This is a genomic window from Escherichia sp. AM3, assembly GCF_032029835.1.
GTDB lineage: Bacteria > Pseudomonadota > Gammaproteobacteria > Enterobacterales > Enterobacteriaceae > Escherichia > Escherichia coli.
In genome coordinates this window covers 18,830-31,145 of the sequence record NZ_JAVUPQ010000004.1, presented here as the reverse complement: position 1 = coordinate 31,145, position 12,316 = coordinate 18,830, and the positions used below count along the sequence as shown (strand labels likewise).

Below are 12,316 nucleotides of genomic sequence, written 5' to 3'. Positions count from 1 at the left end.
ATCAGGGCTATACTTAGCACACTTCCACTGTGTGTGACTGTCTGGTCTGACTGAGACAAGTTTTCAAGGATTCGTAACGTGATTAGCGATATCAGAAAAGATGCTGAAGTACGCATGGACAAATGCGTAGAAGCGTTCAAAACCCAAATCAGCAAAATACGCACGGGTCGTGCTTCTCCCAGCCTGCTGGATGGCATTGTCGTGGAATATTACGGCACGCCGACGCCGCTGCGTCAGCTGGCAAGCGTAACGGTAGAAGATTCCCGTACTCTGAAAATCAACGTGTTTGATCGTTCAATGTCTCCGGCCGTTGAAAAAGCGATTATGGCGTCCGATCTCGGCCTGAACCCGAACTCTGCGGGTAGCGACATCCGTGTTCCGCTGCCGCCGCTGACGGAAGAACGTCGTAAAGATCTGACCAAAATCGTTCGTGGTGAAGCAGAACAAGCGCGTGTTGCAGTACGTAACGTGCGTCGTGACGCGAACGACAAAGTGAAAGCACTGTTGAAAGATAAAGAGATCAGCGAAGACGACGATCGCCGTTCTCAGGACGATGTACAGAAACTGACTGATGCTGCAATCAAGAAAATTGAAGCGGCGCTGGCAGACAAAGAAGCAGAACTGATGCAGTTCTGATTTCTTGAACGACAAAAACGCCGCTCAGTAGATCCTTGCGGATCGGCTGGCGGCGTTTTGCTTTTTATTCTGTCTCAACTCTGGATGTTTCATGAAGCAACTCACCATTCTGGGCTCGACCGGCTCGATTGGTTGCAGCACGCTGGACGTGGTGCGCCATAATCCCGAACACTTCCGCGTAGTTGCGCTGGTGGCAGGCAAAAATGTCACTCGCATGGTAGAACAGTGCCTGGAATTCTCTCCCCGCTATGCCGTAATGGACGATGAAGCGAGTGCGAAACTTCTTAAAACGATGCTACAGCAACAGGGTAGCCGCACCGAAGTCTTAAGTGGGCAACAAGCCGCTTGCGATATGGCAGCGCTTGAGGATGTTGATCAGGTGATGGCAGCCATTGTTGGCGCTGCTGGGCTGTTACCTACGCTTGCTGCGATCCGCGCGGGTAAAACCATTTTGCTGGCCAATAAAGAATCACTGGTTACCTGCGGACGTCTGTTTATGGACGCCGTAAAGCAGAGCAAAGCGCAATTGTTACCGGTCGATAGCGAACATAACGCCATTTTTCAGAGTTTACCGCAACCTATCCAGCATAATCTGGGATACGCTGACCTTGAGCAAAATGGCGTGGTGTCCATTTTACTTACCGGGTCTGGTGGCCCTTTCCGTGAGACGCCATTGCGCGATTTGGCAACAATGACGCCGGATCAAGCCTGCCGTCATCCGAACTGGTCGATGGGGCGTAAAATTTCTGTCGATTCGGCTACCATGATGAACAAAGGTCTGGAATACATTGAAGCGCGTTGGCTGTTTAACGCCAGCGCCAGCCAGATGGAAGTGCTGATTCACCCGCAGTCAGTGATTCACTCAATGGTGCGCTATCAGGACGGCAGTGTTCTGGCGCAGCTGGGGGAACCGGATATGCGTACGCCAATTGCCCACACCATGGCATGGCCGAATCGCGTGAACTCTGGCGTGAAGCCGCTCGATTTTTGCAAACTAAGTGCGTTGACATTTGCCGCACCGGATTATGATCGTTATCCATGCCTGAAACTGGCGATGGAGGCGTTCGAACAAGGTCAGGCAGCGACGACAGCATTGAATGCCGCAAACGAAATCACCGTTGCTGCTTTTCTTGTGCAACAAATCCGCTTTACGGATATCGCTGCGTTGAATTTATCGGTACTGGAAAAAATGGATATGCGCGAACCACAATGTGTGGACGATGTGTTATCTGTTGATGCGAACGCGCGTGAAGTCGCCAGAAAAGAGGTGATGCGTCTCGCAAGCTGAGGATAATCCGGCTACAGAGAGTCGCGCTATTTGTTAGCGTAGGGCTTCAGTGATATAGTCTGCGCCATCTGATCGTAAGTAGTTGGCTTTATAAGGTCAGGTATGCCGTGGTTTTACACGGCTTTTTTTTGTATAGGCTTCAGTATTCCTGAGTACCGTAAACCCTGTCAGGGAATAAAAAACGCGTGATGTTGTCTGCTATTCAACCACTTAGCGAAAAATTGCCAGCGCATGGCTGCCGTCATGTTGCGATCATTATGGACGGCAATGGTCGCTGGGCAAAAAAGCAAGGGAAGATTCGAGCCTTTGGGCATAAAGCCGGGGCAAAATCCGTCCGCCGGGCTGTCTCTTTTGCGGCCAACAACGGTATTGAGGCGTTAACGCTGTATGCCTTTAGTAGTGAAAACTGGAACCGACCAGCGCAGGAAGTCAGTGCGTTAATGGAACTGTTTGTGTGGGCGCTCGATAGCGAAGTAAAAAGTCTGCACCGACATAACGTGCGTCTGCGTATTATTGGCGATACCAGTCGCTTTAACTCGCGTTTGCAAGAACGTATTCGTAAATCTGAAGCGCTAACAGCCGGGAATACCGGTCTGACGCTGAATATTGCGGCGAACTACGGTGGACGTTGGGATATAGTCCAGGGAGTCAGGCAACTGGCTGAAAAGGTGCAGCAAGGAAACCTGCAACCAGATCAGATAGATGAAGAGATGCTAAACCAGCATGTCTGTATGCATGAACTGGCCCCTGTAGATTTAGTAATTAGGACTGGGGGGGAGCATCGCATTAGTAACTTTTTGCTTTGGCAAATTGCCTATGCCGAACTTTACTTTACAGATGTTCTCTGGCCCGATTTCGATGAACAAGACTTTGAAGGGGCGTTAAATGCCTTTGCTAATCGAGAGCGTCGTTTCGGCGGCACCGAGCCCGGTGATGAAACAGCCTGATGGGGGTCGCTTTTGCTGAAGTATCGCCTGATATCTGCTTTTGTGTTAATACCCGTCGTCATCGCGGCGTTGTTTCTGTTGCCGCCGGTGGGGTTCGCCATCGTAACGCTGGTGGTCTGCATGCTGGCAGCGTGGGAATGGGGACAGCTTAGCGGTTTTACCACTCGTTCGCAGCGAGTATGGTTGGCGGTGTTATGCGGGTTATTGTTGGCGCTGATGCTTTTTCTGTTGCCGGAATATCACCGAAATATTCATCAACCGCTGGTTGAAATCTCACTTTGGGCTTCGCTGGGTTGGTGGATTGTCGCGCTATTGCTGGTGCTGTTTTACCCAGGTTCCGCAGCAATCTGGCGTAACTCTAAAACATTGCGCCTTATTTTTGGCGTGCTAACCATTGTTCCCTTCTTCTGGGGCATGCTGGCGTTACGGGCCTGGCACTATGACGAGAATCATTACAGTGGCGCAATATGGCTGCTCTATGTCATGATCCTGGTATGGGGCGCTGACTCTGGCGCATATATGTTTGGCAAATTGTTTGGTAAACATAAGCTGGCACCGAAGGTTTCTCCGGGTAAAACCTGGCAAGGCTTTATAGGTGGACTCGCGACCGCAGCAGTAATCTCATGGGGTTATGGCATGTGGGCGAATCTCGACGTCGCTCCCGTCACCTTACTCATTTGCTCTATTGTCGCAGCGTTAGCCTCAGTGCTCGGCGATCTGACCGAGAGTATGTTTAAGCGTGAAGCAGGAATTAAGGACAGCGGTCATTTAATTCCAGGACACGGTGGTATTTTAGATCGTATTGATAGCCTGACGGCTGCGGTACCGGTCTTTGCTTGCTTGTTGTTACTGGTATTCAGGACGCTTTAACGGAAGGTAATATGCTGAGTTTTCTCTGGGATTTGGCTTCGTTCATCGTTGCACTGGGTGTACTTATCACCGTGCATGAATTTGGTCATTTCTGGGTTGCCCGGCGTTGTGGTGTTCGCGTTGAGCGTTTCTCAATAGGGTTTGGTAAGGCGCTCTGGCGGCGAACTGATAAGCTCGGCACCGAATATGTTATCGCCCTGATCCCGCTGGGCGGTTATGTCAAAATGCTGGATGAGCGCGCAGAACCGGTCGTTCCGGAACTCCGCCACCATGCCTTCAATAATAAATCTGTCGGCCAACGAGCGGCGATTATTGCCGCAGGTCCGGTTGCAAACTTCATTTTTGCTATCTTTGCCTACTGGCTGGTTTTTATTATTGGTGTGCCTGGCGTACGTCCGGTGGTTGGCGAAATAGCAGCCAATTCGATAGCTGCGGAAGCACAAATTGCACCAGGTACGGAACTAAAAGCCGTAGATGGTATCGAAACGCCTGATTGGGATGCCGTGCGTTTGCAGTTGGTCGATAAAATTGGCGATGAAAGCACCACCATTACAGTAGCGCCATTTGGCAGCGACCAACGGCGGGATGTAAAGCTCGATTTACGTCACTGGGCGTTTGAGCCTGATAAAGAAGATCCGGTATCTTCGCTGGGGATTCGTCCTCGTGGGCCGCAAATTGAACCTGTACTGGAAAATGTGCAACCAAACTCGGCGGCAAGCAAGGCAGGTTTGCAAGCAGGCGACAGGATCGTTAAAGTCGATAGTCAGCCCTTAACGCAGTGGGTGACCTTTGTGATGCTTGTCCGGGATAACCCGGGTAAATCCTTAGCGTTAGAAATCGAAAGGCAGGGAAGTCCCTTGTCTTTGACATTAATCCCGGAGAGTAAACCGGGTAATGGTAAAGCGATTGGTTTTGTCGGTATTGAGCCGAAAGTCATTCCTTTGCCAGATGAGTATAAAGTTGTACGCCAGTATGGGCCGTTCAACGCCATTGTCGAAGCCACGGACAAAACGTGGCAGCTGATGAAGCTGACGGTCAGTATGCTGGGAAAATTGATCACCGGTGATGTGAAACTGAACAACCTCAGTGGGCCGATCTCTATCGCCAAGGGGGCTGGGATGACAGCGGAACTCGGGGTTGTTTATTACCTGCCGTTTCTTGCGCTTATTAGCGTGAACTTAGGGATAATTAACCTGTTTCCGTTGCCCGTACTTGACGGGGGGCATCTGCTGTTCCTTGCGATCGAAAAGATCAAGGGCGGACCGGTATCCGAGCGGGTTCAAGACTTTTGTTATCGCATTGGCTCGATTTTGCTGGTGCTGTTAATGGGGCTTGCACTTTTCAATGATTTCTCTCGGTTATGAGAGTTAGTTAGGAAGAACGCATAATAACGATGGCGATGAAAAAGTTGCTCATAGCGTCGCTGCTGTTTAGCAGCGCCACCGTATACGGTGCTGAAGGGTTCGTAGTGAAAGATATTCATTTCGAAGGCCTTCAGCGTGTCGCCGTTGGTGCGGCCCTCCTCAGTATGCCGGTGCGCACAGGCGACACGGTTAATGATGAAGATATCAGTAATACCATTCGCGCTCTGTTTGCTACCGGCAACTTTGAGGATGTTCGCGTCCTTCGTGATGGTGATACCCTTCTGGTTCAGGTAAAAGAACGTCCGACCATTGCCAGCATTACTTTCTCCGGTAACAAATCGGTGAAAGATGACATGCTGAAGCAAAACCTCGAGGCTTCTGGTGTGCGTGTGGGCGAATCCCTTGATCGCACCACCATTGCCGATATCGAGAAAGGTCTGGAAGACTTCTACTACAGCGTCGGTAAATATAGCGCCAGCGTTAAAGCTGTCGTGACCCCGCTGCCGCGCAACCGTGTTGACCTAAAACTGGTGTTCCAGGAAGGTGTGTCAGCTGAAATCCAGCAAATTAACATTGTTGGTAACCATGCTTTCACCACCGACGAACTGATCTCTCATTTCCAACTGCGTGACGAAGTGCCGTGGTGGAACGTGGTAGGCGATCGTAAATACCAGAAACAGAAACTGGCGGGCGACCTTGAAACCCTGCGCAGCTACTATCTGGATCGCGGTTATGCCCGTTTCAACATCGACTCTACCCAGGTCAGTCTGACGCCAGATAAAAAAGGTATTTACGTCACGGTGAACATCACCGAAGGCGATCAGTACAAGCTTTCTGGCGTTGAAGTGAGCGGCAATCTTGCCGGGCACTCCGCTGAAATTGAGCAGCTGACTAAGATCGAGCCGGGCGAGCTGTATAACGGCACCAAAGTGACCAAGATGGAAGATGACATTAAAAAGCTTCTCGGTCGCTATGGTTATGCCTATCCGCGCGTACAGTCGATGCCTGAAATTAACGATGCCGACAAAACCGTTAAATTACGCGTGAACGTTGATGCGGGTAACCGTTTCTACGTGCGTAAGATCCGTTTTGAAGGTAACGATACCTCGAAAGATGCCGTCCTGCGTCGCGAAATGCGTCAGATGGAAGGTGCATGGCTGGGGAGCGATCTGGTCGATCAGGGTAAGGAGCGTCTGAATCGTCTGGGCTTCTTTGAAACTGTCGATACCGATACCCAACGTGTTCCGGGTAGCCCGGACCAGGTTGATGTAGTCTACAAGGTAAAAGAGCGCAACACCGGTAGCTTCAACTTTGGTATTGGTTACGGTACTGAAAGTGGCGTGAGCTTCCAGGCTGGTGTGCAACAGGATAACTGGTTAGGTACAGGTTATGCTGTTGGTATCAACGGGACCAAAAACGATTACCAGACCTATGCTGAACTGTCGGTAACCAACCCGTACTTCACCGTAGATGGCGTAAGCCTCGGTGGTCGTCTCTTCTATAATGACTTCCAGGCAGATGATGCCGACCTGTCCGACTATACCAACAAGAGTTATGGTACAGACGTGACGTTGGGCTTCCCGATTAACGAATATAACTCGCTGCGTGCAGGTCTGGGTTATGTACATAACTCCCTGTCCAACATGCAGCCTCAGGTTGCGATGTGGCGTTATCTGTACTCTATGGGTGAACATCCGAGCACCTCTGATCAGGATAACAGCTTCAAAACGGACGACTTCACGTTCAACTATGGTTGGACCTATAACAAGCTTGACCGTGGTTACTTCCCGACAGATGGTTCACGTGTCAACCTGACCGGTAAAGTGACCATTCCTGGATCGGATAACGAATACTACAAAGTGACGTTAGACACGGCGACTTATGTGCCGATCGATGACGATCACAAATGGGTTGTTCTGGGGCGTACCCGCTGGGGTTATGGTGATGGTTTAGGCGGCAAAGAGATGCCGTTCTACGAGAACTTCTATGCCGGTGGTTCCAGCACCGTGCGTGGCTTCCAGTCCAATACCATTGGTCCGAAAGCAGTTTACTTCCCGCATCAGGCCAGTAATTATGATCCGGACTATGATTACGAATGTGCGACTCAGGACGGCGCGAAAGACCTGTGTAAATCGGATGATGCTGTAGGCGGTAACGCTATGGCGGTTGCCAGCCTCGAGTTCATCACCCCGACGCCGTTCATTAGCGACAAGTATGCTAACTCGGTTCGTACTTCCTTCTTCTGGGATATGGGTACCGTTTGGGATACAAACTGGGATTCCAGCCAATATTCTGGATATCCGGACTATAGTGATCCAAGCAATATCCGTATGTCTGCGGGTATCGCATTACAATGGATGTCCCCATTGGGGCCGTTGGTGTTCTCCTACGCCCAGCCGTTCAAAAAGTACGATGGAGACAAGGCAGAACAGTTCCAGTTTAACATCGGTAAAACCTGGTAAGTGTTCTCCACAAAGGAATGTAGTGGTAGTGTAGCGATGACTTTAGGCGATCAATATAAGATCGCCGGGCCACGCAAAGAACTGCACCCTCCGGTGCAAATGGGATGGTAAGGAGTTTATTGTGAAAAAGTGGTTATTAGCTGCAGGTCTCGGTTTAGCACTGGCAACTTCTGCTCAGGCGGCTGACAAAATTGCAATCGTCAATATGGGCAGCCTGTTCCAGCAGGTAGCGCAGAAAACCGGTGTTTCTAACACGCTGGAAAATGAGTTCAAAGGCCGTGCCAGCGAACTGCAGCGTATGGAAACCGATCTGCAGGCTAAAATGAAAAAGCTGCAGTCAATGAAAGCGGGCAGCGATCGCACTAAGCTGGAAAAAGACGTGATGGCTCAGCGCCAGACTTTTGCTCAGAAAGCGCAGGCTTTTGAGCAGGATCGCGCACGTCGTTCCAACGAAGAACGCGGCAAACTGGTTACTCGTATCCAGACTGCTGTGAAATCCGTTGCCAACAGCCAGGATATCGATCTGGTTGTTGATGCAAACGCCGTTGCTTACAACAGCAGCGATGTAAAAGACATCACTGCCGACGTACTGAAACAGGTTAAATAAGTAATGCCTTCAATTCGACTGGCTGATTTAGCGCAGCAGTTGGATGCAGAACTACACGGTGATGGCGATATCGTCATCACCGGCGTTGCGTCCATGCAATCTGCACAAACAGGTCACATTACGTTCATGGTTAACCCAAAATACCGTGAGCATTTAGGCTTGTGCCAGGCGTCCGCGGTTGTCATGACCCAGGACGATCTTCCTTTCGCGAAAAGTGCCGCGCTGGTAGTGAAGAATCCCTACCTGACTTACGCGCGCATGGCGCAAATTTTAGATACCACGCCGCAGCCCGCGCAGAACATTGCACCCAGTGCGGTGATCGACGCGACGGCGAAGCTGGGTAACAACGTATCGATTGGCGCTAACGCGGTGATTGAGTCCGGCGTTGAACTGGGCGATAACGTGATTATCGGTGCCGGTTGCTTCGTAGGTAAAAACAGCAAAATCGGTGCAGGTTCGCGTCTCTGGGCGAACGTAACCATTTACCATGAGATCCAGATCGGTCAGAATTGCCTGATCCAGTCCGGAACAGTGGTAGGCGCAGACGGCTTTGGTTATGCCAACGATCGTGGTAACTGGGTGAAGATCCCACAGATTGGTCGCGTAATTATTGGCGATCGCGTGGAGATCGGTGCCTGCACAACCATCGATCGCGGCGCGCTGGATGACACTATTATTGGCAATGGCGTGATCATTGATAACCAGTGCCAGATTGCACATAACGTCGTGATTGGCGACAATACGGCGGTTGCCGGTGGCGTCATTATGGCGGGCAGCCTGAAAATTGGTCGTTACTGCATGATCGGCGGAGCCAGCGTAATCAACGGGCATATGGAAATATGCGACAAAGTGACGGTTACGGGCATGGGTATGGTGATGCGTCCCATCACTGAACCAGGCGTCTATTCCTCAGGCATTCCGCTGCAACCCAACAAAGTCTGGCGCAAAACCGCTGCACTGGTGATGAACATTGATGACATGAGCAAGCGTCTGAAATCGCTTGAGCGCAAGGTTAATCAACAAGACTAACGTTCCATCTTTTGTTCGCCAAACTTTACGGCCTGTCTCATTCTTACGATTGCGGCAGGCCGTGTTATTATTGTCGTTTCTTATATTTTGACAGGAAGAGTATCTTGACTACTAACACTCATACTCTGCAGATTGAAGAGATTTTAGAACTTCTGCCGCACCGTTTCCCTTTCTTACTGGTGGATCGCGTGCTGGATTTTGAAGAAGGTCGTTTTCTGCGCGCAGTAAAAAATGTCTCTGTCAATGAGCCATTCTTCCAGGGCCATTTCCCTGGAAAACCGATTTTCCCGGGTGTGCTGATTCTGGAAGCAATGGCACAGGCAACAGGTATTCTGGCGTTTAAAAGCGTAGGAAAACTGGAACCGGGTGAGCTGTACTATTTCGCTGGTATTGACGAAGCGCGCTTCAAGCGCCCGGTCGTGCCTGGCGATCAAATGATCATGGAAGTCACTTTCGAAAAAACGCGCCGCGGCCTGACCCGTTTTAAAGGGGTTGCTCTGGTCGACGGTAAAGTAGTTTGCGAAGCAACGATGATGTGTGCTCGTAGCCGGGAGGCCTGATACGTGATTGATAAATCCGCCTTTGTGCATCCAACCGCCATTGTGGAAGAGGGCGCGTCGATTGGCGCGAACGCACACATTGGTCCTTTTTGTATCGTTGGACCCCATGTCGAAATTGGTGAGGGTACCGTACTGAAATCTCACGTTGTCGTGAATGGCCATACTAAAATTGGCCGCGATAATGAGATTTATCAGTTCGCCTCCATCGGTGAAGTTAACCAGGATCTGAAATATGCTGGCGAACCGACCCGTGTGGAAATCGGCGATCGTAACCGCATTCGCGAAAGCGTCACCATTCATCGTGGCACAGTCCAGGGCGGTGGATTGACGAAGGTGGGCAGCGACAACTTACTGATGATCAACGCGCACATTGCGCACGATTGTACGGTAGGTAACCGCTGTATTCTCGCCAACAACGCAACGCTGGCGGGTCACGTATCGGTAGACGACTTCGCGATCATCGGCGGCATGACCGCAGTCCATCAGTTCTGCATCATTGGTGCGCATGTGATGGTTGGCGGTTGCTCCGGTGTGGCGCAGGACGTCCCTCCTTATGTCATTGCGCAGGGTAACCACGCAACGCCGTTCGGTGTCAATATCGAAGGGCTGAAGCGCCGCGGATTCAGCCGCGAGGCGATTACCGCTATCCGCAATGCGTATAAGCTGATTTATCGCAGCGGTAAAACGCTCGATGAAGTGAAACCGGAAATTGCTGAACTGGCGGAAACGTATCCGGAAGTGAAAGCTTTTACCGATTTCTTTGCACGCTCAACGCGCGGTCTGATTCGTTAATGACTGAACAGCGTCCATTAACGATTGCCCTGGTCGCCGGAGAAACCTCCGGCGATATCCTGGGGGCCGGTTTAATCCGCGCTCTGAAAGAACGTGTGCCCAACGCCCGCTTTGTTGGCGTTGCCGGGCCACGAATGCAGGCTGAAGGCTGCGAAGCCTGGTACGAAATGGAAGAACTGGCGGTGATGGGCATTGTTGAAGTGCTCGGTCGTCTGCGTCGCTTACTGCATATTCGTGCCGATCTGACAAAGCGTTTTGGCGAACTGAAGCCAGATGTTTTTGTTGGTATTGATGCGCCCGACTTCAATATTACTCTTGAAGGTAACCTCAAAAAGCAGGGTATCAAAACCATTCATTACGTCAGTCCATCCGTCTGGGCGTGGCGACAGAAACGCGTTTTCAAAATAGGCAGAGCCACCGATCTGGTGCTCGCATTTCTGCCTTTCGAAAAAGCGTTTTATGACAAATACAATGTACCGTGCCGCTTTATCGGTCATACCATGGCTGATGCCATGCCGTTAGATCCAGATAAAAATGGTGCCCGTGATGTGCTGGGGATCCCTTACGATGCCCACTGTCTGGCATTGTTGCCGGGCAGCCGTGGTGCAGAAGTCGAAATGCTTAGTGCCGATTTCCTGAAAACTGCCCAGCTTTTGCGCCAGACATATCCGGATCTCGAAATCGTGGTGCCGCTGGTGAATGCCAAACGCCGCGAGCAGTTTGAACGCATCAAAGCTGAAGTCGCGCCAGACCTGTCGGTTCATTTGCTGGATGGAATGGGCCGTGAGGCGATGGTCGCCAGCGATGCGGCACTACTGGCGTCGGGGACGGCAGCCCTGGAGTGTATGCTGGCGAAATGCCCGATGGTGGTGGGATATCGCATGAAGCCTTTTACCTTCTGGTTGGCGAAGCGGCTGGTGAAAACTGATTATGTCTCGCTGCCAAATCTGCTGGCGGGCAGAGAGTTAGTCAAAGAGTTATTGCAGGAAGAGTGTGAGCCGCAAAAACTGGCTGCGGCGCTGTTACCGCTGTTGGCGAACGGGAAAACCAGCCACGCGATGCACGATACCTTCCGTGAACTGCATCAGCAGATCCGCTGCAATGCCGATGAGCAGGCGGCACAAGCCGTTCTGGAGTTAGCACAATGATCGAATTTGTTTATCCGCACACGCACCTGGTTGCGGGTGTGGATGAAGTCGGACGCGGGCCGTTAGTTGGCGCGGTCGTCACCGCTGCGGTGATTCTCGACCCGGCGCGCCCGATTGCCGGGCTGAATGATTCCAAAAAGCTGAGCGAAAAACGTCGTCTGGCGCTCTGTGAAGAGATCAAAGAGAAAGCGTTGAGCTGGAGTCTGGGCCGCGCGGAACCCTACGAAATCGACGAGCTGAACATTCTTCATGCGACCATGCTGGCGATGCAGCGAGCCGTCGCTGGGCTGCATATTGCGCCGGAATATGTGTTGATTGATGGTAACCGCTGCCCGAAATTACCGATGCCTTCGATGGCAGTGGTGAAAGGCGATAGCCGCGTACCGGAAATCAGTGCCGCGTCTATCCTGGCGAAAGTGACGCGCGACGCCGAAATGGCGGCGCTGGATATTGTTTTCCCGCAATATGGTTTTGCCCAACATAAAGGGTATCCAACCGCTTTTCATCTGGAAAAACTGGCTGAATATGGCGCGACTGAACATCATCGTCGCAGCTTTGGGCCTGTCAAACGCGCACTGGGACTTGCGTCCTGATTCTTGTGTCGAGATTAAGT

General features: G+C 51.4%; 12 protein-coding genes. All 12 read left to right on the top strand.

Features of this window, described 5'->3' with window-relative positions; all coding sequences use genetic code 11:
• Window positions 1–78: 78 nt before the first annotated feature.
• Window positions 79–636 carry a ribosome recycling factor gene (gene frr / locus RTW80_RS03150; protein WP_000622418.1) on the top strand — a complete coding sequence of 186 codons (558 nt, stop codon included), beginning with the start codon at window positions 79–81 and terminating at the stop codon, window positions 634–636.
• Between the two features lie 91 nt (window positions 637–727).
• On the top strand, window positions 728–1,924 hold the full coding sequence (gene ispC / locus RTW80_RS03145; RefSeq protein WP_032247631.1) for a 1-deoxy-D-xylulose-5-phosphate reductoisomerase: 1,197 nt from the start codon (window positions 728–730) through the stop codon (window positions 1,922–1,924).
• Window positions 1,925–2,112: 188 nt separating this feature from the next.
• Window positions 2,113–2,871: a (2E,6E)-farnesyl-diphosphate-specific ditrans,polycis-undecaprenyl-diphosphate synthase gene (ispU, locus tag RTW80_RS03140; protein ID WP_001338259.1), complete on the top strand. Its 759-nt coding sequence runs from the start codon at window positions 2,113–2,115 to the stop codon at window positions 2,869–2,871.
• 12 nt (window positions 2,872–2,883) lie between these two features.
• Window positions 2,884–3,741: a phosphatidate cytidylyltransferase gene (cdsA, locus tag RTW80_RS03135; RefSeq protein WP_000922446.1), complete on the top strand. Its 858-nt coding sequence runs from the start codon at window positions 2,884–2,886 to the stop codon at window positions 3,739–3,741.
• Window positions 3,742–3,752: 11 nt separating this feature from the next.
• Window positions 3,753–5,105, top strand: a complete 1,353-nt coding sequence (gene rseP, locus RTW80_RS03130; RefSeq protein WP_032247633.1) for a sigma E protease regulator RseP — start codon at window positions 3,753–3,755, stop codon at window positions 5,103–5,105.
• A 29-nt stretch (window positions 5,106–5,134) separates the two neighbouring features.
• Window positions 5,135–7,567 (top strand): outer membrane protein assembly factor BamA, encoded by a 2,433-nt coding sequence (bamA, locus tag RTW80_RS03125; protein ID WP_001240896.1) that lies wholly within the window; start codon window positions 5,135–5,137, stop codon window positions 7,565–7,567.
• A gap of 121 nt (window positions 7,568–7,688) precedes the next feature.
• Window positions 7,689–8,174, top strand: a complete 486-nt coding sequence (gene skp / locus RTW80_RS03120) for a molecular chaperone Skp (RefSeq protein ID WP_000758956.1) — start codon at window positions 7,689–7,691, stop codon at window positions 8,172–8,174.
• 3 nt (window positions 8,175–8,177) lie between these two features.
• The gene (gene lpxD, locus RTW80_RS03115; protein WP_001139279.1) at window positions 8,178–9,203 is read left to right on the top strand and encodes a UDP-3-O-(3-hydroxymyristoyl)glucosamine N-acyltransferase; all 1,026 of its coding nucleotides are present in this window, start codon (window positions 8,178–8,180) and stop codon (window positions 9,201–9,203) included.
• A 104-nt stretch (window positions 9,204–9,307) separates the two neighbouring features.
• Window positions 9,308–9,763 carry a 3-hydroxyacyl-ACP dehydratase FabZ gene (gene fabZ / locus RTW80_RS03110; RefSeq protein WP_000210739.1) on the top strand — a complete coding sequence of 152 codons (456 nt, stop codon included), beginning with the start codon at window positions 9,308–9,310 and terminating at the stop codon, window positions 9,761–9,763.
• Between the two features lie 3 nt (window positions 9,764–9,766).
• Complete coding sequence (lpxA, locus tag RTW80_RS03105; protein ID WP_000565966.1) at window positions 9,767–10,555, top strand: acyl-ACP--UDP-N-acetylglucosamine O-acyltransferase; 789 nt, start codon at window positions 9,767–9,769, stop codon at window positions 10,553–10,555.
• Window positions 10,555–11,703, top strand: coding sequence for a lipid-A-disaccharide synthase (gene lpxB / locus RTW80_RS03100; RefSeq protein WP_000139679.1), 1,149 nt, complete (start codon window positions 10,555–10,557; stop codon window positions 11,701–11,703). Before lpxA ends, lpxB begins: the two co-directional genes overlap by 1 nt.
• The gene (gene rnhB / locus RTW80_RS03095) at window positions 11,700–12,296 is read left to right on the top strand and encodes a ribonuclease HII (RefSeq protein ID WP_000569405.1); all 597 of its coding nucleotides are present in this window, start codon (window positions 11,700–11,702) and stop codon (window positions 12,294–12,296) included. The genes lpxB and rnhB overlap by 4 nt, the downstream gene beginning before the upstream one ends.
• Window positions 12,297–12,316: the final 20 nt, after the last annotated feature.